General features: G+C 65.8%; 25 protein-coding genes. 14 read left to right on the top strand and 11 right to left on the bottom strand.

Annotated elements, in window-relative coordinates; genetic code table 11:
- Window positions 1-6: 6 nt before the first annotated feature.
- Together AC30QB_RS00305 and AC30QB_RS00310 are read left to right on the top strand one after the other, a co-directional pair.
- Window positions 7-1,044: a lipase secretion chaperone gene (locus tag AC30QB_RS00305; protein WP_489544185.1), complete on the top strand. Its 1,038-nt coding sequence runs from the start codon at window positions 7-9 to the stop codon at window positions 1,042-1,044.
- 120 nt (window positions 1,045-1,164) lie between these two features.
- Entirely contained in the window at window positions 1,165-2,052 is an 888-nt protein-coding gene (locus AC30QB_RS00310) for a hypothetical protein (RefSeq protein ID WP_489544186.1), read from the top strand.
- A 36-nt stretch (window positions 2,053-2,088) separates the two neighbouring features.
- Here the strand turns inward: AC30QB_RS00310 and AC30QB_RS00315 are convergent, their stop codons facing one another.
- From AC30QB_RS00315 to AC30QB_RS00335, 5 genes are all read right to left on the bottom strand, one after another.
- Complete coding sequence (locus tag AC30QB_RS00315; protein WP_489544187.1) at window positions 2,089-2,868, bottom strand: SDR family oxidoreductase; 780 nt, start codon at window positions 2,866-2,868, stop codon at window positions 2,089-2,091.
- On the bottom strand, window positions 2,861-3,841 hold the full coding sequence (locus AC30QB_RS00320) for an FHA domain-containing protein (protein WP_489544188.1): 981 nt from the start codon (window positions 3,839-3,841) through the stop codon (window positions 2,861-2,863). The genes AC30QB_RS00315 and AC30QB_RS00320 overlap by 8 nt, the downstream gene beginning before the upstream one ends.
- Window positions 3,838-5,193 carry a S1 family peptidase gene (locus tag AC30QB_RS00325; RefSeq protein WP_489544189.1) on the bottom strand — a complete coding sequence of 452 codons (1,356 nt, stop codon included), beginning with the start codon at window positions 5,191-5,193 and terminating at the stop codon, window positions 3,838-3,840. Before AC30QB_RS00325 ends, AC30QB_RS00320 begins: the two co-directional genes overlap by 4 nt.
- Before the next feature lie 42 nt (window positions 5,194-5,235).
- Complete coding sequence (locus AC30QB_RS00330; RefSeq protein ID WP_489544190.1) at window positions 5,236-5,856, bottom strand: glutathione S-transferase family protein; 621 nt, start codon at window positions 5,854-5,856, stop codon at window positions 5,236-5,238.
- A 103-nt stretch (window positions 5,857-5,959) separates the two neighbouring features.
- Window positions 5,960-8,956, bottom strand: a complete 2,997-nt coding sequence (locus AC30QB_RS00335) for a PAS domain S-box protein (protein ID WP_489544191.1) — start codon at window positions 8,954-8,956, stop codon at window positions 5,960-5,962.
- 250 nt (window positions 8,957-9,206) lie between these two features.
- Here AC30QB_RS00335 and AC30QB_RS00340 point away from each other — a divergent pair, with 250 nt between their 5' ends.
- The 8 genes from AC30QB_RS00340 (at window position 9,207) to AC30QB_RS00375 (ending at window position 14,746) form a co-directional block, all read left to right on the top strand.
- A complete protein-coding gene (locus AC30QB_RS00340; protein ID WP_489544192.1) occupies window positions 9,207-10,223 on the top strand; it encodes an ABC transporter substrate-binding protein in 1,017 nt (338 codons plus the stop codon).
- 106 nt (window positions 10,224-10,329) lie between these two features.
- Window positions 10,330-11,136 carry an ABC transporter ATP-binding protein gene (locus AC30QB_RS00345; RefSeq protein ID WP_489544193.1) on the top strand — a complete coding sequence of 269 codons (807 nt, stop codon included), beginning with the start codon at window positions 10,330-10,332 and terminating at the stop codon, window positions 11,134-11,136.
- On the top strand, window positions 11,133-11,942 hold the full coding sequence (locus AC30QB_RS00350) for an ABC transporter permease (RefSeq protein WP_489544194.1): 810 nt from the start codon (window positions 11,133-11,135) through the stop codon (window positions 11,940-11,942). The genes AC30QB_RS00345 and AC30QB_RS00350 overlap by 4 nt, the downstream gene beginning before the upstream one ends.
- A gap of 91 nt (window positions 11,943-12,033) precedes the next feature.
- Window positions 12,034-12,501: a hypothetical protein gene (locus AC30QB_RS00355; RefSeq protein WP_489544195.1), complete on the top strand. Its 468-nt coding sequence runs from the start codon at window positions 12,034-12,036 to the stop codon at window positions 12,499-12,501.
- Window positions 12,498-13,394: a DUF2145 domain-containing protein gene (locus AC30QB_RS00360; RefSeq protein WP_489544196.1), complete on the top strand. Its 897-nt coding sequence runs from the start codon at window positions 12,498-12,500 to the stop codon at window positions 13,392-13,394. The genes AC30QB_RS00355 and AC30QB_RS00360 overlap by 4 nt, the downstream gene beginning before the upstream one ends.
- Window positions 13,395-13,470: 76 nt before the next feature.
- Window positions 13,471-13,914 carry a MarR family winged helix-turn-helix transcriptional regulator gene (locus AC30QB_RS00365; RefSeq protein ID WP_489544197.1) on the top strand — a complete coding sequence of 148 codons (444 nt, stop codon included), beginning with the start codon at window positions 13,471-13,473 and terminating at the stop codon, window positions 13,912-13,914.
- The gene (locus AC30QB_RS00370; protein ID WP_489544198.1) at window positions 13,911-14,153 is read left to right on the top strand and encodes a zinc ribbon domain-containing protein; all 243 of its coding nucleotides are present in this window, start codon (window positions 13,911-13,913) and stop codon (window positions 14,151-14,153) included. The genes AC30QB_RS00365 and AC30QB_RS00370 overlap by 4 nt, the downstream gene beginning before the upstream one ends.
- Window positions 14,153-14,746: a hypothetical protein gene (locus AC30QB_RS00375; protein WP_489544199.1), complete on the top strand. Its 594-nt coding sequence runs from the start codon at window positions 14,153-14,155 to the stop codon at window positions 14,744-14,746. The genes AC30QB_RS00370 and AC30QB_RS00375 overlap by 1 nt, the downstream gene beginning before the upstream one ends.
- Before the next feature lie 4 nt (window positions 14,747-14,750).
- On the opposite strand, the gene AC30QB_RS00380 is transcribed toward AC30QB_RS00375, so the two are convergent.
- Window positions 14,751-16,271 carry a CoA-acylating methylmalonate-semialdehyde dehydrogenase gene (locus AC30QB_RS00380; RefSeq protein WP_489544200.1) on the bottom strand — a complete coding sequence of 507 codons (1,521 nt, stop codon included), beginning with the start codon at window positions 16,269-16,271 and terminating at the stop codon, window positions 14,751-14,753.
- A gap of 117 nt (window positions 16,272-16,388) precedes the next feature.
- Here AC30QB_RS00380 and AC30QB_RS00385 point away from each other — a divergent pair, with 117 nt between their 5' ends.
- Window positions 16,389-17,336 carry a LysR family transcriptional regulator gene (locus tag AC30QB_RS00385; protein ID WP_489544201.1) on the top strand — a complete coding sequence of 316 codons (948 nt, stop codon included), beginning with the start codon at window positions 16,389-16,391 and terminating at the stop codon, window positions 17,334-17,336.
- A gap of 160 nt (window positions 17,337-17,496) precedes the next feature.
- Here AC30QB_RS00385 and AC30QB_RS00390 read toward each other — a convergent pair whose 3' ends face one another.
- The 4 genes from AC30QB_RS00390 to AC30QB_RS00405 form a co-directional block, all read right to left on the bottom strand.
- Window positions 17,497-17,883, bottom strand: coding sequence for a nuclear transport factor 2-like protein (locus AC30QB_RS00390; RefSeq protein WP_489544202.1), 387 nt, complete (start codon window positions 17,881-17,883; stop codon window positions 17,497-17,499).
- A 22-nt stretch (window positions 17,884-17,905) separates the two neighbouring features.
- Window positions 17,906-19,477: an ABC transporter substrate-binding protein gene (locus AC30QB_RS00395; RefSeq protein WP_489544203.1), complete on the bottom strand. Its 1,572-nt coding sequence runs from the start codon at window positions 19,475-19,477 to the stop codon at window positions 17,906-17,908.
- A 106-nt stretch (window positions 19,478-19,583) separates the two neighbouring features.
- The gene (locus tag AC30QB_RS00400; protein ID WP_489544204.1) at window positions 19,584-20,834 is read right to left on the bottom strand and encodes a cyclic di-GMP phosphodiesterase; all 1,251 of its coding nucleotides are present in this window, start codon (window positions 20,832-20,834) and stop codon (window positions 19,584-19,586) included.
- Between the two features lie 126 nt (window positions 20,835-20,960).
- The gene (locus AC30QB_RS00405) at window positions 20,961-21,629 is read right to left on the bottom strand and encodes a c-type cytochrome (RefSeq protein WP_489544205.1); all 669 of its coding nucleotides are present in this window, start codon (window positions 21,627-21,629) and stop codon (window positions 20,961-20,963) included.
- A 152-nt stretch (window positions 21,630-21,781) separates the two neighbouring features.
- Between AC30QB_RS00405 and AC30QB_RS00410 the strand changes: the two genes are divergently transcribed.
- Genes AC30QB_RS00410 through AC30QB_RS00420 form a run of 3 tightly spaced genes read left to right on the top strand, consistent with a single transcriptional unit; the run spans window position 21,782 to window position 25,265 of the window.
- The gene (locus AC30QB_RS00410) at window positions 21,782-22,636 is read left to right on the top strand and encodes an AAA family ATPase (protein ID WP_489544206.1); all 855 of its coding nucleotides are present in this window, start codon (window positions 21,782-21,784) and stop codon (window positions 22,634-22,636) included.
- Window positions 22,636-23,229 (top strand): GNAT family N-acetyltransferase, encoded by a 594-nt coding sequence (locus AC30QB_RS00415; RefSeq protein WP_489544207.1) that lies wholly within the window; start codon window positions 22,636-22,638, stop codon window positions 23,227-23,229. Before AC30QB_RS00410 ends, AC30QB_RS00415 begins: the two co-directional genes overlap by 1 nt.
- Before the next feature lie 26 nt (window positions 23,230-23,255).
- The gene (locus tag AC30QB_RS00420) at window positions 23,256-25,265 is read left to right on the top strand and encodes a S9 family peptidase (protein ID WP_489544208.1); all 2,010 of its coding nucleotides are present in this window, start codon (window positions 23,256-23,258) and stop codon (window positions 25,263-25,265) included.
- Here the strand turns inward: AC30QB_RS00420 and AC30QB_RS00425 are convergent.
- Window positions 25,262-25,903: a hypothetical protein gene (locus AC30QB_RS00425; protein ID WP_489544209.1), complete on the bottom strand. Its 642-nt coding sequence runs from the start codon at window positions 25,901-25,903 to the stop codon at window positions 25,262-25,264. The two genes, AC30QB_RS00420 and AC30QB_RS00425, sit on opposite strands and share 4 nt — an antisense overlap.
- Window positions 25,904-25,923 lie beyond the last annotated feature (20 nt).

Consider the following 25,923-nt stretch of genomic DNA (forward strand, 5'->3'; position numbering starts at 1 on the left):
CTCGCAATGGCTGCTTTTTCCACCCCGTTCTGGATGGCCGTGGCCAGCGCCACGGCGCTGGCGGCCGGCGTGTCTTACCTCGCGCGCCCGCAAGAGGGTGATCGCCCGAGCAGCTCTCTCTCTGTGCTGAGCGATGCCGCCACCTCGCGCTTGGCAGACAGGCCGTCGACCGACGACGATGACGACACCGCCACGCCAACGGCCAGCGCCTCTCTCGCTGCGCCGCAACACCCGCCCAACGTAGCCCGCCCCTTCACCGTCGACGCGCTAGGCCGGCTAGCCGTGAGTGCCAAGACATTGGCCGTGATGGACAGCTGGCTGGCCTCGGCCGGCCCGACACTGGCTCTTGACGCAACGGCCCTCGCCCCGCTCGAAGCGCGCCTGCGCACCGCGCTGCCCCCACTGGCGGCCGAGCGCGCCTGGAGTTTGATCCGCAGCTACGCAAGCTTCCGCCATGCCGAGCGCGACATGCTGCAGCAGCTCAAGGCGCAAAGCCCGCTCAGCTCGCGCGAGCTGCTCGACAAGACCATGGCGCTGCGCCGTCGCCATTTCGATTCGGTGTCGGTGCAGGAGCTCTTCGGCGTACAGGAATCACGTGGGCTTTACGCCTCTGAGGTGGCGCGCATCCTGGCCGACTTGAGCCTGAGCGAAGCCCAACAGGCGCAGCGCATCTTGGCCTTGCGCATGGGCCTGCTCCCTGAAGTGGCAGTGCAAGAATTCGGCGGCGCCGAATTTTCGTTTGCGCAAGAAAAGCACGCCGCCGAGATGCGCGCGCACGGCGAAAACGACTCCGAGGTGGCCTTCATGCGCCGTCAGTTCGTCGACGTTGAAGGCGAGCGCTCCGTGCTCGAACTCGAAAACGAAAAGCTCGAAGTGCACAAGCAGGCCTGGGAGCTGCGCCACCCGAGCTTCGTGCGCCAGCGCAATCAGCTGCTCGCAACCGAGATGGACGTCGAAGACAAGCGGCGGCGGCTCGAACAGTTGCTCGACCAACACTTCCGGCCCGACGAACTGGTCGCCGCCCGCCCGCACAGCGGGCTCTAGCTCCAGCCCAAACCCACGCACTCCACCGAGACGTATGGCCACCTGGCCAGCCGTCGGCGTGCCGGTTGAAGAACCGGTTCGGTGACCCCTGTTTACCTACAACGACGAGAGAGACAAGCCATGAACAACACCCTGAAAAAGCACCTGCTGCGTGCCGGCATCGCCGTGCTCGCCACCACCGCGAGCGTCGCTGCACTGGCGCAAACCGCCTTCACCAGCACCTACAAGGGTGGTACGTCGAGCCTTTGCTCTTCCACCTACAACATCCAGGGCTTCGAGCCCTCTGCCGCGGGCAAGTACCCGCTCTACATCCACACCGTGGGCACCGGTGAAAGCTACAACAGCGAACTGTCGACCACCCAGGTGAAAGCCATGGCCGCCAAGGGGTTCGTGGCTGCAGTGGTCGAATATTCGAGCGGCAGCTTCGGCTCGTGCTCGGCCATCAGCACCAAGGCCAAGTGCATCTTCAACGGCGCCAAGTCCACCAGCGCCATCGCCACACTGTGCGCACGCGCCAAAGCCGACTGCTCCAAGGGCGTGGTCACCGGCGGGCTGAGTCAGGGCTCGGTCGTGTCGGTGCTGTCGGGCAACTTCGACACCCGCATCAAGGCCTCGTATGGCCAGGGCACGGGCAACAAGTACTCGATCTATGACCTGACCTCGTGCATGAACAACGGCACGCACACGCAGGCCGCTGACAAGATCCGCATCGTCAACGGCGAAGTCGACACCTTCGTCGGCCCCACTGCCGCGAATGTGCGCACCGCCAACCAGGCCATCACCGGCCTGTCGTGCGGCAGCAGCGCGTTGTCGTGCTTCCGCACCAACGGCAGTGGCTGGTACATCGTGAAGGCCGCTGAGGTCAGCGATGGCCAAGCCGACCACTGCTACATGCTGGTGGGCGGGTGCACCTCGCCTTCCGGTGTGGACGCAGGCTTCAAGACCGGCTCGGCCGCATGGCAAATGGAGGCCAACCAGAACTGGCTGAAGAGCTTCGTCACGCCTTGAAGACGCGCCTCAGAAGAACGCCGGCGGGCGCTGCGCTCAGCGCCCGCCGGTCACGTCGAGAATGCTGCCAGTGGTGTAGCTGGCGTCGCTTGACAGCAGCCAGGCAATCGCCTGCGCCACCTCATCGGCGGTGCCAGGCCGCTGCATCGGGATGATGCTGGCCGACTGCTGCGCACGCCCGGGCAGGCCGCCTGAGGCGTGGATGTCGGTGTCGATGATGCCGGGGCGCACGGCGTTGACGCGCACGCCTTCGGCAGCCACTTCTTTGGCCAGGCCCAGCGTGAAGGTGTCGATGGCACCCTTGGCCGCGGCGTAGTCGACGTAGCTGTTGGGGCCACCCAAGCGCGCCGCCGCCGACGACAGGTTGACGATGGCACCGCCCGTGCCACCATGGCGCGTGGACATGCGAAGCACCGCCTCGCGCGCGCAGACAAAGCTGCCGACAAGGTTAACGCCGAACATGCGCTGCAGGCGCGCCACGCTCATCTCGTCGACCCGCGCCGCAACGTCGATCACGCCAGCGTTGTTGACCAGCCCGCCCAAGGGTGGCAGCTCGGCATCGAGGCGCTTGAACATGGCGAGCACCTGGGCTTCATCGGCCACATCGGCCTGCAGCGCCAGGGCCTTGCCGCCACCGGCTTCGATGGCTTTCACCACCGCCTGGGCCGCTCCCGCGTCGCGCGCGTAGTTGACGGCCACCGCCCAGCCCTGGCGTGCGCACAACAAGGCCGTGGCAGCCCCTATGCCACGGCTGGCTCCGGTGACCAAGACGCTGCGTGACGGGGTGGTTGCGGTGGCTTCGGTGGGCTCACTCATTGGCATCTTTCTTGGCCTTTGCGTCGAGCGTGGGCTGCAGCGCCGCCGCGTCCTGCATGAAGCGGTCAAGCTCGACTGGCGAGCTCACGCGCAGCGCAGGCGGGAAGAGGTGGTTCATGTACAGCTCGCTGCCCAGGCGGTCGCTGCCCTGCACGTTGAACCACAGGCTCAGCACGATGCCCATGAGCACCACCGACAGCGCGAAGGCGCGCGTACGGCGAGGGTGGTGCGGCTCAACGGCCTGCAGGTGAAAGTAGAGCATCGCCCCCAGGATCAGGTAGCCGGGCACGAACATGAAATCGGTGACCCAGGGCAGCGAGAACGCGAAGGCCAACAACGCGCTGCCCGTCGACAACACCTGCCAGGCCAGCGCCGCCATCAGCAGCACGCGCAGGTGCCAGCCGAAATGGCCCTGGCGCGTGAACACCTTGGACAACAACGTCCACACGCCGCTCCAGCCGAGCGCCACGCCCAGGGCATAGATGGCGAGCGAGCCCAGCGCCTTGACGAAGGTGTCGGGGTCGTTCTCGAGGTAGCTGCTGAAGACCAGGATCAGCACCATCACCAGCGCGAGCACCGCCAGCGTGGGCAGACCGTGCGCCAGCGAATGCGTGGGTTGCAACACCAGCTCGGGCGCCAGCACATGGCTGGCCAGGCGCAGGCGCAGGTGGGTGCGGCCCGCGACGAGCGACAGGGGCGCCGCACCCACCGCCACCTGCTGGCCCCGGCCGCATCGCCCCGCCAGGGTCTCTACGCCGTTGACGCTGTCGCCCACCGTGAGTTGCACCTGGCCCTGCTCGTCAGCTGCCACGCTGAAATGGTGGGCGGCGGTGTGCGGGTCGTCGAGCACCAGGTCGTTGTCGAGAGCGCGGCCCACGCGCAGCGGCCACTCGTTCGCGCTCACGCTGTGGCGCACGCTGTCATCGCGGTCTAGCACCTCGATCACGGCCAGCACCGCCCGCGTGTCACTCATTTTTTAACCCACCCATACGCGTCGAGATAGTGCTGCGTGAGCAGCATCGCATTGGCATAGCTCACGCCCTGCGCATCGAAGCGGCCCTGCACGCCGGCCTGCGGCTGGTCGAGCGTGGCCACCAACACCGACACGTCGTAGAGCTGAAGCAGCTTCTTGTAGGCGCGCAGGCAAACCACCGCGCGCAGCGCAAGGCCCTGGCGGTCAACATAGTCTTCATGGCACTGCGGCTTGGTCTGGTACTGGGGGCCCAGGCGCTGGAAGCCCTCGTTGCGAAAACTCGCCGAGTACTGCGACGCGAAGCGCAGCGTGCCGAGCTTGCTGCCGTCGTAGCTCTCGTGGCGCGTGGCCAGCGTGCCGGTGTTGAAGTCGCCCACGAAGATGCGGGTGTCCATGGCGCAATCGGAGCGCTCGAAATCGAGCCCACCGGTGCGCGACTGCTCGCTGCTGCCCCAGCAGCGCATGAAGCGGTCCGGCGGCACCGGCACGGTGTAGCGCGGGTGGGTGGCGGGCTTCCAGCCTTGCGCTAGGAAGCGCTCGGTCAGCGCTTGCTGGTGCAGCGTCAGCTGCGCGGTGACGATGGGCCAGGCCTCGCCCCTGAGCGGCGCAGCCTCGCGGCCCCGCGCCAGCAAGGCGCCGGCAAAGGCGGCCGGCACCAGAAAACTCACTTGCTCACCATCGACGCGGCGCGCCACGTTGACGCCGATCACGCGGCCCTCTTGATCGAGCGCGGGCCCACCGCTCATGCCGGCGCTGAGCGAGCCAGCAAAGAAAATCTGCGGGTAGAAACTGCGCTCCACCAGCCCGTTGTAGTTGCCCTCGATCACCGCAAAGCCCACGTCGAGCGGGTTGCCCAGCGAGTACATGCGCTCGCCCTGACCGAGCTTGTGCGACTCGGGCCTGAAGGTGAGCGCGTCGTAGGTTGCGGGCGGCTTGCCGTCGCTCATCTTCAGCAAAGCCAGGTCATGCAGCACGTCGAGCATGAGCAACTGCACCGGCGCTTCGCGGCCGTCAGCGGTGACAGACACCAGGTCGTAGCGGTCAGGCTTGAGCGCCGCTTCGCTCACCACATGAAAATTGGTGATGAGGTGGCCTTGCGCCGACACCAGAAAGCCTGAGCCGACCGAGCTCTGGCTGGCCTGGCCCTTGAGCACGGTGCGTATCTGCACCAGCTGCGAACGGGCCTGCTCGTAGACCTTGCGTGCCGACATCGACACAGGCGCTGAGGCTGCAGCGGCAACAGGAGCGGGAGCCACCACCGGCGCTGCTTGCGGCGGCGCAGCCACCGCAGAGGCCAGCGCGCAGCACCAAACAACGAGCGCCCCAGCGGGGCGCCAAAGGTGAGCTTTCATTGCGATTGATTCTAAGGGCCGGTGCTGTGGCGCAGCGCCGCTTCAGACCGCCATCGAATAGGGCCCGCCACGCTCCAGCGCGCGCCGATACGCCGGCCGCTGCTGGAAGCGCCGCAGCCAGGCGTCGATGTGCGGGTAGTCCACACGCAGCCCGCGGGCCGCCTCGGCGACAAAACTCATTTGAATATCGGCGCCGCTGAGCGTGTCACCGACCAACCACTCACGCCCTTGCAGGTATGCATCGACATAGCCCAGGTGGTTCTTCAACTCGCTGCTGATGCGCGGTGCCAGCGGCGCACCCGCCTCGCCCAGCCGTCCGACGTACATCTTGAGCAGCAGCGGCAGCATGGCTGAGCCTTCGGCGTAATGCAGCCACTGGTTGTAGACCTCGAAGTCAGCGCTGTTCAGGGCCGGCTGTAGCTGGCCGCCGCCATGGCGGCGGATCAGGTAGTCGACGATGGCGCCCGACTCGATCAGCTTCAGGCCCGCGTCTTCCAACACGGGCGACTTGCCCAGCGGGTGCACGGCCTTCAACTCGGGTGGGGCCAGCCGGGTGGTGGCGTCGCGCGCGTAGTGGCGGATTTCGTAAGGCAGCCCCAGTTCTTCCAGCAGCCACAGCACACGCTGTGAACGGGACTCATTGAGGTGGTGAACGACGATCATCGGCTGACCTTTCCGGTGGTGGAGTTGAAGGATTATCGGGAGTTGAGCCCGGTTGCAAGGCGGCTCGGCATTTGACGGCGGCACGGCCAGCGCAGGGTGCAACTCAGTGCAGCGGCCCTGCCGCTTCAGGCCCGCCGTTGAGGACGGCCTGCACGATACCGCCCAAGCGCTCGAAGGCATATTGCTTGAAGAGCACGGCGCGCACACCGACTGAGTGCGCCTGGGCCTTCAGCTCTTCGGTGACGTAACCCGACGAGATGATCACCGGCAGCCCGGGTGCGACCAGCGCCAGCGCCTCGGCTAGCGCAATGCCCGACATCTCTGGCATGTTGTAGTCGGTGACGACGAGCTCGAAGTGGCAAGGCTGCGCCCGCACCAGGTCCAGCGCTTGCTGCGCGCGGTGCACGCACGTGACGCGGTAGCCGGCGCGCTGCAACAGCGCGCTCAAGGTCAGCGCGACGACCTCGTCGTCGTCCACATACAGCACCTGCTCGCCATTGCCGTTGGCGATGCCCGCAATCTCCTCCTCGCCGCCTGCGACCACCGCGTCGGCCGGCGCCAGTGGCAGCAGGACATCGAAGCGCGTGTCTACGCCCAGGCGGCTTTGAACCTCGATGGTGCCGCCGCTGGCGTTGACGATGCCGTGCACAACCGCCAGCCCCAGCCCCGTGCCCTGGCCTACCGCCTTGGTGGTGAAGAAGGGCTCGAAGATGCGGGCGCGGGTGGCCTCTGTCATGCCGACGCCGTCGTCCTCTACTCGCAGGCGCGCCAAGGGCGTGGCGCCGTCGACGCGGTCCAGGCCGATGCGCACATGGCCCGGCTGCCCATTCAACGCCTGCCAGGCGTTGGTGCACAGGTTGAGCACCACCTGCTGCACCTGTGCGCCATCGACGCGTGCGTACAAGGGCTCCTCGGCAAGCACTGTCTCCAGCCTGACGCTGGCTGGCAGCGTAGCGCGCAGCATGGCTACCGCCTCTTCCACCAACGGGCGCAGCGCCTGCACAGTCAGCGTCTGCGGGCTGCGACGGCTGAAGGTCATGATCTGCTGCACCAGCGTGCGCGCGCGAGCCGCGGTCTGGTAGATCAGGGCCAGGCTTCGCTGCGCCGGATGATCGGGTTCGATGTCATGGCGCGCGATGGCCACATTGCCCAGGATGGCGGCCAGCACGTTGTTGAAGTCGTGCGCCACGCCGCCGGCCAGCGTGCCTATCGATTCCATCTTCTGCGCCTCGCCCAGGCTCACCTCCAGCGCGCGCCGCTCCGCCTCGATCCGCTCCAGTTCGGTCAGGTCGTGCGCGATGGTGGAGAGGTGGGTGACATCACCGTGTGCGTTGCGGTGGCAGAGGATGACCTGCAGCATGGGGATCTCGCGCCCATCGGCGGCAGCCACAGCGGTGCGGCCGGTCCAGAAGCCTTCACGCATCGCCGTCGGTACGCCCTGCTCGAGGATCAGTCGGCCGGCCCATTCGGGGTGGCATTCGGCGATGGTGAGGGCCGAGACATCATCGTGCGGGCCGTACCCCAGCATGCGCCGCGCCGCCAGGTTGAGGAAGTTGTTGCGGCCTTCGGGGTCTGTAGAACCCACGAAATCTGGTGTCGCATCCAGGATCGCGGCCAGCCGCTGATGCTGCTCAGCCAGTTGCTGGCGCTCGGTGATGTCGCGCACGATCACGCTGGCGACCATGCGCTCGCCCGATTCGGGCTCGACATAGAGGCTCGTGGCAACATCAGCCTCGAAGGTGCCGCCGTCGGCGCGCCGCATGCGGATGGTGCCCCGCGCGCTGCCGGTGGCCAGGCGCTGCGCTTCCATGGGCACGAGACGCGGGTCGCTCATGTCGAACAGTTCGTCGCGCGCAATCGCCTGCAGTTCGGCCTCGCTGCGGCCATACATCGCGCAGGCCGCGGCGTTGGCCGCCAGGATCGCGCCGCCGGGCACCGTGCGCATGACGCCGTCCAGGCTGTGGGTGAAGAGCATGCGGTAGCGCATCTCGCTGCCCCGCAGATTCTCTTTCTCGGCCTCTAGCGCGGCGGTGGCGATGCGAATGCGGCTGTCGGCCACGATGTTGGCCTGAACCAGAATGCGCGTCATCGCGGCCAGCGCCGCCGACAGTGCCAGCCCCAATGCAAGCAGCCACCAAGTGCTGTAGCCAACGACCCAGGCCGGCCCGAGGTTGCGCACCTCAATGTCCCAGCTTCGGTCGGCGACTTGGATTCGGGTGCGCCAGGGGTCGGACCGCGTCGCCTCGGGCGGACTGGCCGGTCCGGCCCAGACGCTGTCGAACAGGAGGTCGTTCACGGCCTGGCCGCGCGCCTGCGGGTCGGTGATGACAACGCGGTGGCTGTGAACAAGCTTCTCTGGCAGCACGCTGCGCACCAGTTCGTTGGTGCGCAGCAGGATGCCCACCACGCCTCGCGCGGCCTGCGCGCGCGCCTCCGGCGTGGGCGGAAAATACCCGTTCGCATAGAACCCGGCACGGATGATCACGCTGGTGAGCAAGGGCTCGCCCTTGATGAAGCGCTCGCTCGACTGCAGCACCGGCCCCGTCGCCACGTAGCCGCCGCCCACTACGGCGGCTTCGACCGCGGGGCGGTATTTTTGGCTAGGGTCATACAGGTCGTAGCCAACGGACACCGGTTGAAGCGGGTAGCTGTGGCGCAGCACCATGTAGGCCGGCCGCTCGCCCGGCGGCTTGATCTCGAACCCCGGGTGCCCGGCTGCGTCGCTGCTGCGGTCGCCCACCACGGCTTGAACATAAGCGGAGCGCTGACCATGGGGCACCAGGTCGGCCATGAAGGTGAACGCCAGGGCGGGAAAGCGCTTCTGCAACGAGATCTCCTGCACATACTGCAGAAACTCGGCGTCAGTGAGCGGCCTTTGCACCACGCCGAACATGCGCAAGCCCGGCAGGGTGTCGACGTACGACTGAATGCGGCTGGCGAGGGCCGCGGCGAAGGCCGAGGCCTCGCGGTCGAGTTCGGCGCTCGCCTCGTGCATGTTGTTGCGCACCGAACCTGCGCAGAGCAGGCCCGTGAGCGCCAGGCTCAGCGCCAGCACGGCCGCCGGCAGCCAGCGCAGGCGAGGCGCCTGGGCATCAGCCACGGCAGCGGCGGACTGAGCCGCAAAGCAGGCGCCGCTGCTGCCGCAGGCGGCTGGACAGGGGTGAGGCACGCGTTGGAGTCAAGTCAGGCTCCGGCCGTAAGTTTCCATGGCATCGGCGAGGATCCCGGTTGCTGCCGACAAGCCGCAAGCGTACGCCTTTCCGCCGGTATCGGGTTCAGCGGTGGCGGGGTGGCCCGAAGGCTGAACCCGCGCTGATAAAGTGCCCGCAGAAAATTCACAGGAGACACCCATGCGCCGCCGCACGTTCACCCTGGCCGCAATGGCCCTGCCCAGCCTCGGCTACGCACAAGGCCTGGAGAAGCCCCAGCTCAGCATCGCCGTGGGTGGGCAGAACCTGTTGTATTACCTGCCGCTCACCATTGCCGAGCACCTGGGCTACTTCAAGGCCGAAGGGCTGGACGTGACCATCGTCGACTTCGCCGGCGGCTCGCGCGCGCTGCAGGCGGTGATCGGCGGCAGCGCCGACGTGGTGTCGGGCGCATTCGAGCACACGCTCAACATGCAGGCCAAGGGGCAGAAGCTGCGCGCGTTTGCGCTGCAGGGCCGTGCGCCGCAGGTGGTGCTGGGCATCAACCCGAAGACCATGGCCGGCTACAAGACTGTGGCCGACCTGAAGGGCAAGAAGATCGGCGTGACCGCGCCCGGGTCGAGCACCAACGTGATGGCGAATTTCGTGCTCGCCAAGGCCGGGCTCAAGCCTACCGATGTGTCCATCATCGGCGTGGGCGCGGGCAACGGCGCGGTGGCCGCCATGCGCTCGGGCCAGATCGACGCGCTCTCCAACCTTGACCCGGTGATCACCTTGCTGCAGCGCAGTGGCGACCTGTTGATCATCAGCGACACCCGCATCGTGGCCGAGGCCGACAAGGTGTTTGGCGGGCCCATGCCAGCGGGTTGCCTGTATGCACCGCAGGCCTTCATCGACAAGCACCCGCGCACCGTGCAGGCGCTGGCCAACGCGATGGTGCGCGCCGACAAATGGATACAGGCTGCGGGCGCCGGCGAGATCGTGAAGGCCGTGCCCGAGAGTTATCTGCTTGGCGACCGCGCGGTGTACATCGACGCGTTTCTGTCCAGCAAGGGGGCGCTGTCGGTTGACGGGTTGATTCCCGAAGCAGGGCCGGCCACGGCCTTGCGCGCGCTGCAGAGCGTGGACGAATCGCTCAAGGATGTGAAGTTCGACCTGAGTGCGGTGTACACGAACGAGTTTGTGAAGAAGGCGAACGCGAAGTACCCGAAGGGATGACGTCCGAGGTGAAACACACTCTGGCCGCTCACCCTGAGGTATCGAAGGGCCGCGCGGGGCTTCGATACCTCAGCCTGAGCGGCCTGTGGTTTGCGCAAGGTCTGAGATGAGCAGCCCGGCAGCACTCTCCCTCGACGCCGTCAGCTGCACCTTCGTCTCGCGCGACGACGCGGCGCAGCGCTACACCGCAGTCAGCGACGTAACACTCTCGGTCGGCGCCGGTGAGTTCGTCTCGGTCGTTGGCCCCACCGGCTGCGGCAAGAGCACGCTGCTCAACATGGCGGCGGGCTTGTTGTCGCCGAGCACGGGTCAGGTGCAAGTGTTCGGCGAGCCACTCACCGGCACCAACCGCCGCGCGGGCTACATGTTCCAGTCTGAATCGCTGATGCCCTGGCGCACCGCACTCGGCAATGTGATGGCAGGCCTGGAGTTTCGAGGCGCGGCCGATGCGCGCGCGCAGGCCGAAGACTGGCTCAAGCGCGTAGGCCTGGGCGGCTTCGGCGACCGCTACCCGCACCAGCTGTCAGGCGGCATGCGCAAGCGCGTGAGCCTCGCGCAAACCCTGGTGCTAGACCCCGACATCATCTTGATGGACGAACCCTTCTCGGCACTCGACGTGCAGACGCGCCAGCTGATGGAAAACGAAGTGCTGGCCTTGTGGGCAGCCAAGAAAAAGGCCGTGCTCTTCATCACCCACGACCTCGACGAAGCCATCGCCATGAGCGACCGTGTGATCGTGCTCAGCGCAGGCCCGGCCTCGCACCCCATAGGCGAGTTCCGCATCGACCTGGACCGCCCGCGCGACGTGGCCGAAGTACGCACCACGCCGCGCTTCATCGAGCTGCACCAGGCCATCTGGCAGGTGCTGCGCGACGAGGTGCTCAAAGGCTATCAGCAACAGCTGGCAGCATGAGCAAGTGGGCGTTGCGCGCCTGGCAAGCGGCGCTGCTGATCGCGGTGTTTGTGTTGTGGCATGTACTGACCGCGCCCGGCCTGTTGCCGCCGTTTCTTTTTGACGATGACCGGCAGGCCGCCTTCTTCTTCGGCGAACCGCTGAAGATCTTCGCGCGCATCTGGGCTTGGTTCGTGGTCAACGCCGACATCTACCAGCACCTGGGCATCACGCTGATCGAGACCGTGCTGGCCTTCGGCATCGGCACCGCGCTGGGCTTGGCCTGCGGCTTGTGGCTCGCCTTGAGCCCGCTGGCCGCAGCCATCTGCGACCCCTACATCAAGGCGCTGAACTCGATGCCGCGCGTGATCTTGGCGCCCATCTTTGCGGTGTGGTTCGGGCTGGGCGTGGCGAGCAAGGTGGCCTTGGGCGTGACGCTCGTTTTCTTCATCGTCTTTTTCAACGTCTACCAAGGCGTGAAGGAGGTGAGCCCGGTGGTGCTGGCCAACGCGCGCATGCTGGGCGCAAGCCCGCGGCAGCTGCTGCGCCACGTGTACCTGCCGAGCGCCACCAGCTGGGTCTTCAGCTCGCTGCACACCAGCGTGGGCCTGGCTTTCGTGGGGGCAGTGGTGGGTGAATACCTGGGCTCATCGCGCGGCGTGGGTTACTTGATCTTGCAGGCCGAGGGTGCCTTTGACATCAACACCGTGATGGCCGGCATTTTGGTGCTGACGGTGTTTGCGCTGCTGCTCGACTCGCTGGTCGGTCGCCTGGAAAAGCGGCTGATGAAGTGGCAGCCGAAGACGGGCGAGACCGAGCGGCTCTGACGGGCTCAGGTGCTGCAGTGAAAGCAACTGGTTTCAAGGGCGACTGACGGGTGGTCTATGCTGCGGCTCACCGCCTCAGCCTGGAGCCTTGATGAACCCCATCCACACCCGACTCGCTACCCTGGCCATCGCACTCGGCGTCGCCGCCGCGCCGGCGCACGCCGCCTCTACTGCAGCGTCGTCGGCGTCTGAAGGCGCGTCGGCGTCGGTCGGCAGCGTCTCTGACTCGTTCGAGAAATCAAGCGACAGCTCATCCAAGAAAGACAAGGTGGCGGCCGGTGACTACAAGGTCATCGAGGTGGCAGAGATGGCCGAGCGCCCCGGCACCCTGCGCATGAAGCTGCAGCCTCTGGCCGAGGCCAACGCCGACAACGCTTTCTTCCTTTACTTGCCGGCGAAAGCACTCGAGCAGACAACCATCACTGCGGGCCAGACCGTGGCTGCACGCGAGCGCGCTTATGGCGTGGAGTTTGCGCAAGCCGACACCGGCAAGGCCTTCTTCCTGGTGCTGCACGACGCTTGGTACCGCGAGCTCCAATCCAACGCCGTGGTGCTTTGAGCAGAAAGGCCCTGGCCGGCGCTGCGCTGCTGCTGGGCCTCTTTCTTTCACCTTGGGCCCACGCCGGCAGCACGCGCTTTTGTGACCGCCCGCTCGCGCTGAACGCCGGGCAAAAAGACAAGCTCTTTCGCCTGAGCGGCGTCATCAAGACCGAGCTCGACATGAGCGGGCAGCGTGTGGCACTGATGTCGCGCTCGGGCCTGGACCTGAGCCGATTCGGCCAGCGCTACTCACACGCCGGCTTCAGCCTGAAAGACAGCACCGACACGCCGTGGGCAGTGCGTCAGCTGTACTACGCCTGCGATGAGCAGCGCCCGCGCATCTACGACCAAGGTGTGGCCGGCTTTCTGCTCGGCACTGAAGACCCGGCCATCGGCTACGTGTCGCTGGTATTCCTGCCCACACCCGAAGCCGATCGCCTGGAGCGCGCAGCGCGTGACAACCGGCAGGCGCTGTCTCTGCTGGGCGCAACCTACAGCGCCAACGCTTACGCTTTCGGCGAGCGCTACCAAAACTGCAACCAATGGGTGGCCGAAATGCTGGCCGCAGCCTGGGGCGGCGCGGAGGGTTCCCGGGCACAGGCACAGCGCTGGCTGCAAGAGCGTGGCTACCTGCCCACGCTCATCGACGTGGGCGACCGCATCCTGATGTGGGTGGCCAACCTGTTGCCCTGGCTGCACAGCGACGACCACCCCGACGCAGACCTGCACGACGCGCACTACCGCATCAGCATGCCGGCCGCCATCGAGTCGTTCATTCGCAGCACGGTGCCCGGGGCCACGCGCATGGAGTTTTGCCACAACACGCAGCACATCGTGGTGCACCGCGGCTGGACGCCCATCGCCGAAGGCTGCGTGCCCGGCGAGCACGACACCGTGATCCAGCTCGACTAGGGCGGTGCCCTGCATTGCTGGCCAGCCGATTGCTTCGGACTGTTCGAAGCAACCTGGTCTTCAGATAATCCACCGCATGGAACCGCACGCCTTCGCCCACGAGTTCGGCCAGCTCTACCGCGAGCTGTACCGCCTGGCGGTGCGGCAGGTCGACGACGGGCGCGAGCCGCTGTCGCCAGAGACCACCGCCTTGCTGCTGCACCTGGCGCAGACCGGGCCGATGAGCCTGTCGGACATGGCCCGACACTTTGACCGCGCGCTGTCGACGCTGAGCGTCAAGGTGGCTGCACTTGAAGCCCAAGGCCTGCTGGCCCGCCAACGCGACGATGAGGATGCGCGGCGCGCCTTGATCTGGCTCAGCGCCAACGGCCGACAAGCCTTGTCTGACGCCCTAGAAGTGCTCGACCGCCCGCGCCTGGCCGCCGCTGCAGAGCGCCTGAATGCCGGGCAACGCGCCCACCTCGTCATGGGGCTGCAAGCCCTGGTCAACGCCTTCTCACCTGGAGCCTCCCCGCCATGACACACACCTGTGAAAGTTGCGGCATGCCGATCGCCAACGGCAGCTATTGCCACCACTGCGTGGACGCGCAGGGCCGGCTGCAAGACTTCGACACCCGCTTCGAGCGCATGGTGCAGTGGGCCCTGCGGGAGGACGCGAGCCTCGCGCGTGGTGAGGCCGAGCAGCGCACGCTCAGGTACATGGCGGACATGCCGGCGTGGGCGCAACACCCGCGCGTGCTGGCGGGCCTGGGGCCCTGATGGGCCACGAAGCCAGCGGCCGCTGCACGCTGGGGGCTCGCAGCGAGACGGTGCGCGCCTTGCTCGAATCGACACTGATCATCCTGCGCGGGCCGACCCTCAAGCGGCAGATCGCGCTGCCCGGCGTGACTGAGCTGCGGGTTGAAGGCAGCAGCCTGTGCTTCACCACCGAAGGCGAGCCCGTGGTGCTGGTGCTCGGCACCGACGAGGCGCGGAAATGGTTCAAGAAAATAAGCACGCCTCCGCCAACCCTGGCGGCCAAGCTCGGTGTCAGTGAGAAGACGCCCGCGCTCGTGCTGGGCGACGCAAGCGACGTGGCGCTCACCGAGGCGCTGGCCGGCGCGACGACCAAGCGCGCACAAGACGCCGCCATGCTGGTCGCTGTGGTGCTCAGCGAGGCGGACCTTGACCGCGCGCTGGCGAAGCACGCCAACATGCCCTGCCCGGCGATATGGCTGGTGCATGTGAAAGGCAAGGCTGCCGCACTCGGCGACAGCGCCATCCGCACCCGCTTGCGCGCCAGTGGCTACATGGACAACAAGATCAGCGCCGTGTCAGAGCGCTACACGGCCACACGCTACGCGCGACGTTGAAGCATCACTTCGCCGTTGGCATGACGAACTCGGCGCCCTTGGCAATGCTGGCCGGCCAGCGCTGCATCACGCTCTTTTGCTTGGTGTAGAAGCGCACGCCCTCTTCGCCATAGGCGTGCATGTCGCCGAAGAGGCTCTTCTTCCAACCCCCGAAACCGTGCCATGCCATGGGCACAGGAATGGGCACGTTGATGCCCACCATGCCCACCTGGATGCGCCGCGCAAACTCGCGCGCCACGTTGCCGTCGCTGGTGAAGCACGACACACCGTTGCCAAACTCGTGATCGTTGATGAGCTTCACCGCGGCCGCGAAGTCGGGCACGCGCACCACGGCGAGCACCGGGCCGAAAATCTCTTCCTTGTAGATCTTCATGTCGGCGGTGACATGATCGAACAGCGTGCCGCCCATCCAGAAGCCACCCTCAGAGCCCGCCACCTGGTGGCCTCGGCCGTCGACCACCAGCTGCGCGCCCTCTTGCACGCCATGCTCGATGTAGCCGCTGATGCGGTCCAGCGCTTGGCGGGTGACGATGGGGCCCATCTCGGCGTCGAGCTCCATGCCGTTCTTGATCTTGAGGGTGCGGGCGCGCGCGGCGAGTGCCGGCACCAGTTGGTCGGCCACGTCGCCCACCGCCACCGCCACGCTGATCGCCATGCAGCGCTCGCCGGCTGAGCCGTAGCCGGCGCCGATCAAGGCGTCGACCGTTTGCTCCAGATCGGCATCGGGCATCACCACCATGTGGTTCTTGGCGCCGCCCAGGGCCTGCACGCGCTTGCCGTGATGGGCACCGGTTTCGTAGATGTACTGCGCGATCGGCGTAGAGCCGACGAAGCTGATGGCCTTCACATCGGGGTGGGTGAGCAAGGTGTCGACGGCGAGCTTGTCGCCCTGCACGACGTTGAAGATGCCATCGGGCAGGCCCGCCTGCGTCAACAGCTCGGCCATGAAGATTGCGGCCGAGGGGTCCCGCTCGCTGGGCTTCAAGATGAAGGCGTTGCCCGCGGCGATGGCCACCGGGAACATCCAGCACGGCACCATGCACGGGAAGTTGAACGGCGTGACGCCAGCCACCACGCCCAGCGGCTGGCGCATGGTCCAGTTGTCGATGCCGGTGGACACCTGCTCGGTGTAGTCGCCCTTCAAGAGCTGCGGGATGCCGCAGGCGAACTCGATGATGTCGATGCCGCGGCTCACCTCGCCCTGCGCATCGGTGAACACCTTGCCGTGCTCGGCGGTGATCATGGCGGCGAGCGTGTCGCGGTGCTGGTTCATCAGCGCGAGGAACTTGAACATCACGCGGGCGCGGCGTATGGGCGGGGTGTCGGCCCAGGCCGGGAAGGCGGCAAGCGCTGAGGCCACCGCCTCGTTTACCTCGTCGATGCTGGCCAGCGACACCTGGCGCGCCACGGCACCGGTGGCCGGGTTGAACACCGGCTGGCTGCGGCCGCTGCGGCTCTCGACCGCCACGCCGTTGATGAAGTGGCCCACGTCGTGGGTGGTGGCAAACGGTGCGGGTGCGCCCATGGTGATGTCTCCTGCTGTTGTGATTCAGTCTAGGCGCCGACGCCTTGCTTGCCAACAGCGCCGGCGTGACTTCATTGTTCGATAAACTGAACAATCGATACCAACACCTTGAGCCCAATGCCGACACCCTCGCTAGACCAGCGCATCGACCTGTTGTGGCCACAGGTGCATGCCCTCACGCTGCTCGCGCAGGTGGGCAGCTTCACGCAGGCGGCGCAGCGGCTGGGCGTGTCGAAGGCCGCGGTGAGCCAGCGCATCACCGAGCTCGAGCGCGCGGTCGGGCAGACACTGGTGCAGCGCACGACGCGCTCGGTGCGGCTCACCGAGGCGGGCCAGCGCCTGGTGGAGCAAACAGCCGAAAGCTTTGCCCACATCGCGCGCAGCGTGGGCGAGGCGCGCGACCTGGCCACGCAACCGCGCGGGCTGCTGCGGCTGACAGCGCCGGTGGCGCTCGGCCGTCAGCACGTCGCGCCGTTGATCGAGGCCTTCGTGCGCGCCAACCCCGAAGTGCGCGTGGAGCTCGACCTGTCGGACCGCCTGGCCACGCTCACGCACGAAGGCTACGACCTCGCGGTGCGCCACACCAGCGCGCCGCCCGACAACCACGTGGCCTGGAAGCTGTGCGGCTCACGCTCGCTGCTGGTCGCCAGCAGCGCCTACCTCAAGCGCCACGGCACACCCACCCACCCCAGCGAGCTGGCGAGCCACGCCTGCCTGCCCTACCTGCGCGCGGGCCCGCCCCTGTGGCAGTTCGAGCGCAGCGCGCGGGGCGAGCCGGAGCGCATCAGCGTGGCGGTACAAGGCCCGCTGCGAGCGGGCAACAGCGAAGTGCTGCGCGAGGCGGCGCTGTCGGGCCTGGGCATTGCCTTGCTGCCCGATTTCAGCGCGGCGCAAGCCGTGCGTGCCAAGCGCTTGCGCGTGCTGCTGCCCGCGTGGCGCTCGGTGGGTGTGTTTGGCGACGCCATCTACGCCATGCACCCTTGGAGCCCCACCACGCCCAAGGCCGTGCGAGCCCTGGTGCTGCATTTGCGCGCGCAGCTCAGCGCGGGGTTCGAGATCGCTTAAGGCGACGCTGAATAAGTCCCCGCGAGGCGGCGCGCCTCGGTTTGGGATGGACTGCAAGGCGCAAAGCGCAGCGATACCCGCAGGTATCGCGAGCATTTGCAACGCCGCAGGACGCCCAAAGCGAGGATGCGCCGTTCGCGAGGACTTATTCAGCGTTGCCTTAGGCCCCTTCGGCGGGCTTCTTAGCCACCTTTTGCGCCGGGTCGTAGAAGAAGGTCTCTTCGGCGATGCGCTCGCCGTCCCAGCGCTGGTAGGCCAGCTCTTCCATGTGGGTGACGCTGTCGTCTTGCCACACGAAATTGAAGATCCAGCGGATGACCACATGGTCGCCATTCATGAACACCGGCCGCACACACTGCGAGGTGAGTGACTTGGCTCGCGCCATCACCTTGCGCTCGTTGTCGGCGTGTTTCTCGCGCCCGACACGTGGCGAGCCGAAGTTCTCTTGCATCGAAGAGTCGGCGGTGTAGAACTCTTCCACGGCTTCGACGTGGGCGTTTTGCTCCACGCGTGCGATGAATCTCTCAAGGGTGTCAGCACTCGGCATCACGTCTCCTCACCAGGTGTCGTCATTTCACATTTACCCAGCGCCATTCCAGCCAGTTGTCAGGCCTGTGCACCGCATCAACATTTGAACGCACCGCCCAGGGGATGACCTGGCGGTGCAGCGGAATGTTCAGCACCAGCTCGTTGTGCCGCTTGATGGCCGACTTGATGAGCTGCTCGCGTTTCTTCGGGTCGGCTTCCTTGCTGGATGCGATGGCCAGCTCTTCGAACTGTGCGTCTTTGGCACCGCCAAAGTTCCATGAGCCCACGCCGCCTTCGCCGCGCCCGCGCAGCACCGGCGTGAAGACCGTTTCAGCGTCGGTGATCGCACCGCCCCAGCCCAACATGTACATCGAGGTGTCGTACTTCTGCACCTTGGGGAAGTAGGCCGAGCGCGGCATGGCGTTGACGCGGATCTTCACGTTCAGCCGCGCCCACATGGCCGCCAGCGTCTGGCAGATTTCTTCGTCGTTGATGTAGCGGTTGTTGGGGCAATCGAGTGTCACCTCGAAGCCCTGTGGATAGCCAGCTTCGGCCATCAGCTTCTTCGCGCCTTCCAGGTCGTAGGGCAGGCGCTTTTCCAGCTCGGGGTCGTTATAGCCGCCCAGCGGTGAAGGCGTGATGCTGCCGGTGGGTGCCGCTTGGCCGCGCATCAGTTTGGTCTTGATGGTCTCGATGTCGATGGCCTGGTAGAGCGCGCGGCGCACGCGCTGGTCCTTGAAAGGGTTCTTGCCCTTCACACTGCTGTAGAGCAGCTCATCGCGCAGCTGGTCCATGCCGATGAACACGATGCGGTTTTCCGGCCCGTCGATCACCTTGACGTTGGCCGTGTTGCGCAAGCGCGGCAGGTCTTGCGGGGCCGGGTCGAGCACCAGGTCAAGCTCGCCCGAGATCAGTGCCGCCACACGGGTGGCGTCGGCCTTGATGGGCGTGTAGATCACCTCTTGCACATTGCCCTCAAACTTGCCCCACCAGGCGGGGTTGCGCTTGTAGACGGTCTTCACGTCGGGCTGGCGCGAGACCAGCATGAAGGGGCCTGTGCCGTTGGTGTGGAAAGAGGCGTAGCCCTCTTCCTTGTTCTTGAAATCGATCGGCTTGGTGGCCTTGTTTTTTTCTGCCCAAGCCTTGCTCATGATGGGCAGCAGGCTCAGGTGCTGCAAGAAGATCGGGTTGAAGCTCGCCAGGTTGAACTCGACCGTGAGCTTGTCGATCTTTCTCGGCGTGCCCACGGCATTGGCGTACACGTTGATGTCGGAGCTGGCCTCCTTGGCGCGTTGGATCGAGAACAGCACGTCGTCAGCGCTGAAGGGGCTGCCATCATGGAACGTCACGTTGGGCCGCAGCTTGAAACGCCATTGCGTAGGCGCCGGCTGCTGCCACTCGGTGGCCAGCGCGGGCTCCAGCAGCATGGTCTTGCCGCGGCTGACCAGGGTCTCGTAGACCTGGCCGTTCATCGCATTGGTGAGCAACTCGTTCTGCGAATAAGGGTCCATGGTCTGCGCATCGCCCTGCGAGGCCCAACGCAAGGTCTGGGCCTGCGCCTGGGTGGCCACCAGGGCGGTGAGGCAAAGGATGGACAAGCTGCGGCGGTTCATGCGCTCTCCTGCGGTCAACGAAAGAAGACGTGCAGTTTATGGGCGCGGGCGTAACCCTCTGTGGCCAGGGCTGTTGGAACCTGGTGAACGGTTGGGTGCCAACCGTCTAAGCCGTGACGCCAGTGCGCTTCAATGCATCGGCGCCCGCCCAAAGCTCGTCGAGGTGGGTGAACTTCCACTGAACATTGGATTCACGCGCCGCAATGCGGTCGCTGCAACTTGAGCTCGACAGATCCAGCAGCTCAGGCGGAACGTGCAGCTGCGAACGGGTGGAGAAGAACACCTTCACCTTGGGCGACACCAGCGACTCAGGGTTTTGCTCGCACACCACGGCGAGCCGGCCCGACTGCATGCGCACCAGGGAGCCGATGGGGTAGATGCCCAGGCTCTTCACGAAGGCCTGGAACACGACGTCGTCGAAATGCCCGCCGCGCCACTCGGCCATCTTGCGGATCGATTCGGCCGGGTCCCAGCCGTTCTTGTAGGGGCGGTTGGAGGTGATGGCGTCATACACATCGCACACGGCGCCCATCTTGGCGAGCAGCGAGATCTGGTCGCCGCGCAGGCCGTGCGGGTAGCCGCTGCCGTCCATCTTCTCGTGGTGGTGCAGGCACACGTCGAGCGCACCTTCCGAGGCCGTGCCACCCTCGCGCAACAGCTCATGGCCGCGCAAGGGGTGGCAACGCATGATCTTGAACTCGGCATCGGTGAGCTTGCCGGGCTTGTTGAGCACCTCTGAGGGCATCAAGGCTTTGCCCAAGTCGTGCAACAGGCCAGCCACCCCCGCATCGCGGGTGCGGGCCTCGTCCATGCCCAGCTGGCGGGCGAGGGAAATCATCAGCGCACACACCGCCACCGAGTGCATGTAGGAGTAGTCGTCGTGCGTCTTCAAGCGCGCCAGGCTGACGATGGCGCTGGGGTGGCGCCACACCGAGCTGGCGATCTCTTCCACCAGTGGCAGGCATTCGGTCGCGTCGACCGCATTGCCCAGGCGGGCTTCATTGAACAGCGCCACCACGGCTTGCTTCGACTTGGCCACCAGGATGGCCGCACGCTTGACTTCGGTGACCATGCCGCTTTGCTGCGTGAGGATGGCCGGCGACGCCGAAACGGGCGCCACGGTGCTGGCAGCGGGTGCGGGCGCTGCCTTCTCGGGTAGCAGCGCAGTGGCCACGTCCAGGCCTTTGCTGATGTCGATCCAGCAGGCTTCAACACCACTGGCTCGCAACTTTTCAAGGTCGCTCGCGTCCTGCAACACGAACTTGGTCTTCCAGAAGGGGTGGTCGAGCCACGAACCTTCCAGTGCATGCAGGTGCATGCCCAGGCGTAGCTGTTGGAGTTGGATCTTCTTCAGCATGGTGGGGGAAGGTCGAGAAGCCGCTGTATAGCTATCGACACCCCACGGGTGAACTTGATTCACGCCGCCCCAAACAAAAACGCCGCTCGGAATGAGCGGCGTTTTGTGTGAACTAAGTCTTGCGGGTCAGCGGAACCGCGACTGAGGCACGGTGTGCAAGTCGGTCGGCAGCGACGAAAGGTACTGCGCCAGCAGCTTCAACTGGGCGTGCGTGAAGGGCTGAGCCATGCCCATCATGATGGCGTTGGAGCGGCCCACCTGCGGGTTGTCGGTGGTCTGGTAAGCCTTGAGTGCCACATACAGGTAGTCGGCATGCTGGCCGGCCAGCTTGGGGTAAGTGCCGTCGATCGGGGTGCTGAAGTTGAGTCCGTGACAGGAGTTGCACTTGCCTTGCTCCAGCAGCTTGGCCACTGGCTCGCTGGGCTGCGGCAGGGCCTTGGTGTCGGCGGGCACCGGGGCGGTTTTGCCCAGTTGCTCGTAGAACGCGGCGAGATCGGCCATGTCTTGGTCGGTCAACGAAGCGGCAATCGCTTTCATCGTCGGGTGCTTGCGCTCGCCCTTCTTGTAGGCGTTGAGCGCCGAGACGATGTACTTGCCACCCTGGCCCGAGATCATCGGCACCTTGTGAATTTCGGGAAAGCTGGCCTGGTAGCCAACAATGCCGTGGCAGCCGATGCACATGGCGGCCTTCTTTTCACCGGCTTGCGCGCTGGCCTTGACGTCTTGCGCCTGGGCGCTGAAGGTGGCGCTGGCGAGGGCAGCAAGGGCGACGATCGTGGAGAGCAGTTTTTTCATGGGGCTGCGAGGGCGGGTCTTCAAAGTAACCGCGGATTATAGGGAAGGCGAGGCGGCCCAACGCGTCGGGCTTGGCGGTGTCATCTGGCGGACAGCGCCTGGGGAGGTCGCCCTTATATACTGGCCCGACACCCTCTACACCCCCCAGCCCCATGAAATTCCAAGGTTCCGAGAACTACGTTGCCACCGATGACCTGATGCTGGCGGTGAATGCAGCGGCCACACTGAAGCGCCCCCTGCTCATCAAGGGCGAGCCCGGCACTGGCAAGACCATGCTGGCCGAGGAAGTGGCGCTGGCGCTGGGCATGCCGCTGATGCAGTGGCACATCAAGAGCACCACCAAGGCGCAACAAGGCCTCTACGAATACGACGCGGTGAGCCGGCTGCGCGACAGCCAGCTGTCCGACATCGACGGCGGCGAGCGGGTCAAGAACATACACAACTACATCCTCAAGGGCGTGCTGTGGCAGGCCTTCACGGCCGACAAGCCGGTGGTGCTGCTGATCGACGAGATCGACAAGGCCGACATCGAGTTCCCTAACGACCTGCTGCGCGAAATCGACCGCATGGAGTTCTACGTGTACGAGACACGTGAGCTCATCAAGGCCGTGCATCGCCCCCTGGTGTTCATCACCTCCAACAACGAAAAAGAGCTGCCCGACGCCTTCTTGCGCCGCTGCTTCTTCCACTACATCAAGTTCCCTGATGCCACGACGATGCAAAAGATCGTCGACGTGCACTTCCCCAAGCTGCGCAAAGAGCTGTTGGCCGCGGCGCTGAAAAACTTCTACGACGTGCGCAACCTGCCCGGCTTGAAGAAGAAGCCGAGCACCTCGGAGCTGCTCGACTGGCTCAAGCTGCTGGTGGGCGAAGACATTCCGCTCGACGTGCTGCAAAGCAAAGACGACAAGGTCACCGTGCCACCGCTGGTGGGCGCACTGCTGAAGAATGAGCAAGACGTGTCGCTGTTCGAGAAGCTCGTGTTCATGCAAAAACACAACCGTTGATGCAAGCGGTCGCGCCCGTCACGCTCGAAAGCGAGCGCCTGCGCCTCGAACCTCTGACGCTCGCGCACCTGCGCGGCTTGCTTGCCGCTGCCGCCGATGGCGAGTTGTGGAAGCTGCGCATCACCTCGGTGCCCGAGCCGCAAGACACCGAGGCGTACATCGCCACCGCGCTGAAGCAATACGAGCAGGGCAACCGCCTGGCCTTTGCGGTGATCGACCAAGCCAGTAGCCGGGTGCTGGGAAGCAGCAGCTACCACGACATCGTTCCCGCCGTGGAGCGCCTGGAGATTGGCTATACCTGGTACGCCAAGAGCGTGCAGCGCAGCCACGTCAACACCACGGCCAAGCTGATGCTGATGACGCACGCATTCGAGACCCTGGGCGCCCAGCTCGTGGGCTGGCGCACTGACAACTTCAACTTCGCCAGCCAGCGCGCCATCGAGCGATTGGGGGCCAGGCGAGACGGCGTGCTGCGCCACCACGCCTTGCGCCGCGACGGGACCGTACGCGATACCGTGATGTACAGCCTGGCCCTGGGCGAATGGCCCGAGGTGAAAGCCCAGCTGGTGTACCAACTTCAAAAGCCGCACTGAGCGGCTTTTTTTCACTCCGACCTTTCATGACACAACACAAGACACTCACCGTCGACGACATCTGGTCGTTCGATCGCATCGGCGGCCTGGCCCTGTCACCCGACGGCGCCCAAGCGGTGTGCTCCGTCAGTCACTACTCAATGGACGAGAACAAGGGCCACACCAACCTGTGGCTGCTTTCCACCTTTGGCGGCGAGCCCCGGCGGCTCACCAGCAGCGGCGAGAAAGACGGTCAGCCCGCCTGGTCGCCGACCGGCGAGCGCATCGCCTTCATCGCGCGGCGCGAGCAAGAAGGCAAGAAAGACGACACACCACAGCTCTACGTCATCGCCCCCGACGGCGGTGAGGCCCAGCGCATCACCTCGTTCGCCCCCGGCATCGAAGCGTTCAAGTGGTTCCCCGACGGCAAGCGCATCGCCTTCATCGCCTGGGTGTCACCCGAGCTGAAGGGAACGGCCGCGCAGAACAAGCGCCACACCGAGTTCAAGAACCGCAAGGAAACCGGCTACGTCACCAGCGAGACGCAGTACCGCTACTGGGACCACAACCTGCCCATGGGCTGTGTGCCCCACCTACACGTGCTCGACGTGGCCAGTGGCCGCATACGCGACTTGTTCGAAGGCAGCGACCTGGAGCTCACGCGCTGCGAGCCCGACAGCGAGGCCTTCGACATCTCACCCGACGGCCGCCACATCGCCTTCACGCACGACCCCAACACCACCAAGCAGATCGACCACTGCAAAGCCCTCGCTGAAATCACCGTGCGCACCGGCAAGGTCGAGATGCTGGTGCACGACAAGGCCTGGAACTGCGAAGGCCCGCGCTACAGCCCCGATGGCAAACACCTCGCTTTCGTCAGCGCCCACCAAGGCAAGCGCCACACCCATCACCATCAGCTCGCGCTGCTGCAGCGCGGCGGGCGCCACAAGGTGGTCAGCGCCAAATGGGACCACGACGTCAACACGCCACTGCGCTGGGCGGCCGACGGGGGCGCGCTCTACTTCGCAGCCGAAGACCAGGCGCAGCGCCATCTCTACCGCTACGATCTGAAAGACGGCACGCCGCGTGAAACCGTGATGGGCGGCTGGGTGCAGCAGTTCGATGTGGCCGGCGACGTGATCGTGACCGCCGCCGATGCCATGGGCCACCCGGTGCGCGTGCATGCCCACCCGGCAGGCGCGCCGTCGCTGCGGCTCGAATCGTTCAACGACGACACGTTGAAGGCCTTCCGCCTGGGCAAGCACGAGTCAATCCACGTCACCGGCGCGCAAGGCGAGCCGGTGCAGGTGTGGCTCATCTACCCGCCCGGCTTCGACCCCAAGAAGAAGTACCCGGTGCTGCACAGCATTCACGGCGGACCGCACGCGGCCTCGGGTGACACTTTCCACTACCGCTGGAACAACCATGTGTTCGCGGCACAGGGCTATGTGGTGGCTTGCGTGAATTACCACGGGTCGAGTGGCTTCGGCTACGACTTCCTCGACAGCATCACCCACCGCTGGGGCGAGCTCGAGCTGCAAGACATCGAGGCCGCCACCGACTGGTTGCTCAAGAAGCCGTGGGTCGACAAGAAGCGCGTGTTCGCCACCGGCGGCAGCTACGGCGGCTACATGGTCGCGTGGATGAACGGCCACGTGAAGCCCGGCCGTTACCAGGCCTATGTGTGCCACGCCGGTTGCTTCGACTGGACGGCCATGTTCAGCGACGACGCCTTCACCTGGCATGCCAAGGACCTGGGCGGCTGGTACTGGGACGACCTGCCCAAGATCCAATCGCAAAGCCCCCATACCTTCGCCAAGCACATGAAGACGCCCACGCTGGTGGTGCACGGCGCGCTCGACTACCGCGTGCCCGACCAGCAAGGCCTGGCCTACTACAACACGCTCAAGGCGCGTGGTGTCGATTCGCGGCTGGTGTGGTTCCCCGACGAGAACCACTGGATCTTGAAGCCGCGCAACTCCAGGCTCTGGTATGGCGAGTTCTTCAGCTGGCTGAAGCGACACGACCCCGGCGCGGGCCGCGCAAAGAAACCCTAAAGCGCGAGGTCGAGCGCCAGCCCAATCCGCTGGTCGACCCAGCCCAGCCCGTCGGGCAGGTGGCGCGCGCCCAGGTCTATGGCCAGCTTGTGGGGCACCAGCCACCAGCGCCCTCCGACGCGGCGCGCCTCAGTGCCGCTGTCAGAGCCGGCCCATTCTGCAAACAGCACGCCCGCTTTCGTGGGCTGCCACACGCTGGCGATGGTGGCGCGGGTGCGCGGGGCAGTGGTGTGTTCCAGGCCCAAGTTGGTTTGCAACGAAAAGCTGTCGACCAGCCGCAGCAAGGCACCCAAAGCCAGCGCCGTACGCTCGGTGCGCAAGCCCCCATCGGCATCGCCCGGGCGCATGCCGGCCCAGTCGAACTTGAGCGAGCCCACGAGCGATGAAAAGCGCAGCGACGTCAGGGAGCTGAATTGCGCCTTTACCAGGCTGGGGCCTGGGTCAACCGGGCGGGCACGGGGGGTCTCAACCGTCCAGCGGGCAGATTCGTACTCGCAGCCGCCGCCCATCGCGGTGGCGCGCTGCTCGGCAGACACATCGCCGAAAGCCTGCACAGGGCATTCAGGCAAGGCCCAGGCGGGCGCGGCCAGCAGGCCACCCAAGGCCACAACGGCCAACAACCCACACGTGCGTGTCATTTTCGGGTTCATGCTGATGT

Origin of the sequence: Rhizobacter sp. (assembly GCF_046595475.1) — a bacterium.
Taxonomy (GTDB): domain Bacteria; phylum Pseudomonadota; class Gammaproteobacteria; order Burkholderiales; family Burkholderiaceae_C; genus Rhizobacter.

What these genes read in the sequence shown, in the direction of transcription:
- AC30QB_RS00345 (WP_489544193.1), top strand. Translation starts at nt 10,330, where the DNA reads ATGAGCAGCCCGGCAGCACTCTCCCTCGACGCCGTCAGCTGCACCTTC.
- AC30QB_RS00355 (WP_489544195.1), top strand. Translation starts at nt 12,034, where the DNA reads ATGAACCCCATCCACACCCGACTCGCTACCCTGGCCATCGCACTCGGC.
- AC30QB_RS00380 (WP_489544200.1), bottom strand. Translation starts at nt 16,271, where the DNA reads ATGGGCGCACCCGCACCGTTTGCCACCACCCACGACGTGGGCCACTTC.
- AC30QB_RS00425 (WP_489544209.1), bottom strand. Translation starts at nt 25,903, where the DNA reads ATGACACGCACGTGTGGGTTGTTGGCCGTTGTGGCCTTGGGTGGCCTG.
- AC30QB_RS00315 (WP_489544187.1), bottom strand. Translation starts at nt 2,868, where the DNA reads ATGAGTGAGCCCACCGAAGCCACCGCAACCACCCCGTCACGCAGCGTC.
- AC30QB_RS00410 (WP_489544206.1), top strand. Translation starts at nt 21,782, where the DNA reads ATGAAATTCCAAGGTTCCGAGAACTACGTTGCCACCGATGACCTGATG.
- AC30QB_RS00350 (WP_489544194.1), top strand. Translation starts at nt 11,133, where the DNA reads ATGAGCAAGTGGGCGTTGCGCGCCTGGCAAGCGGCGCTGCTGATCGCG.
- AC30QB_RS00415 (WP_489544207.1), top strand. Translation starts at nt 22,636, where the DNA reads ATGCAAGCGGTCGCGCCCGTCACGCTCGAAAGCGAGCGCCTGCGCCTC.
- AC30QB_RS00390 (WP_489544202.1), bottom strand. Translation starts at nt 17,883, where the DNA reads ATGCCGAGTGCTGACACCCTTGAGAGATTCATCGCACGCGTGGAGCAA.
- AC30QB_RS00405 (WP_489544205.1), bottom strand. Translation starts at nt 21,629, where the DNA reads ATGAAAAAACTGCTCTCCACGATCGTCGCCCTTGCTGCCCTCGCCAGC.
- AC30QB_RS00325 (WP_489544189.1), bottom strand. Translation starts at nt 5,193, where the DNA reads ATGAAAGCTCACCTTTGGCGCCCCGCTGGGGCGCTCGTTGTTTGGTGC.
- AC30QB_RS00370 (WP_489544198.1), top strand. Translation starts at nt 13,911, where the DNA reads ATGACACACACCTGTGAAAGTTGCGGCATGCCGATCGCCAACGGCAGC.
- AC30QB_RS00340 (WP_489544192.1), top strand. Translation starts at nt 9,207, where the DNA reads ATGCGCCGCCGCACGTTCACCCTGGCCGCAATGGCCCTGCCCAGCCTC.
- AC30QB_RS00330 (WP_489544190.1), bottom strand. Translation starts at nt 5,856, where the DNA reads ATGATCGTCGTTCACCACCTCAATGAGTCCCGTTCACAGCGTGTGCTG.
- AC30QB_RS00385 (WP_489544201.1), top strand. Translation starts at nt 16,389, where the DNA reads ATGCCGACACCCTCGCTAGACCAGCGCATCGACCTGTTGTGGCCACAG.
- AC30QB_RS00320 (WP_489544188.1), bottom strand. Translation starts at nt 3,841, where the DNA reads ATGAGTGACACGCGGGCGGTGCTGGCCGTGATCGAGGTGCTAGACCGC.
- AC30QB_RS00375 (WP_489544199.1), top strand. Translation starts at nt 14,153, where the DNA reads ATGGGCCACGAAGCCAGCGGCCGCTGCACGCTGGGGGCTCGCAGCGAG.
- AC30QB_RS00395 (WP_489544203.1), bottom strand. Translation starts at nt 19,477, where the DNA reads ATGAACCGCCGCAGCTTGTCCATCCTTTGCCTCACCGCCCTGGTGGCC.
- AC30QB_RS00420 (WP_489544208.1), top strand. Translation starts at nt 23,256, where the DNA reads ATGACACAACACAAGACACTCACCGTCGACGACATCTGGTCGTTCGAT.
- AC30QB_RS00365 (WP_489544197.1), top strand. Translation starts at nt 13,471, where the DNA reads ATGGAACCGCACGCCTTCGCCCACGAGTTCGGCCAGCTCTACCGCGAG.
- AC30QB_RS00400 (WP_489544204.1), bottom strand. Translation starts at nt 20,834, where the DNA reads ATGCTGAAGAAGATCCAACTCCAACAGCTACGCCTGGGCATGCACCTG.
- AC30QB_RS00310 (WP_489544186.1), top strand. Translation starts at nt 1,165, where the DNA reads ATGAACAACACCCTGAAAAAGCACCTGCTGCGTGCCGGCATCGCCGTG.
- AC30QB_RS00305 (WP_489544185.1), top strand. Translation starts at nt 7, where the DNA reads ATGGCTGCTTTTTCCACCCCGTTCTGGATGGCCGTGGCCAGCGCCACG.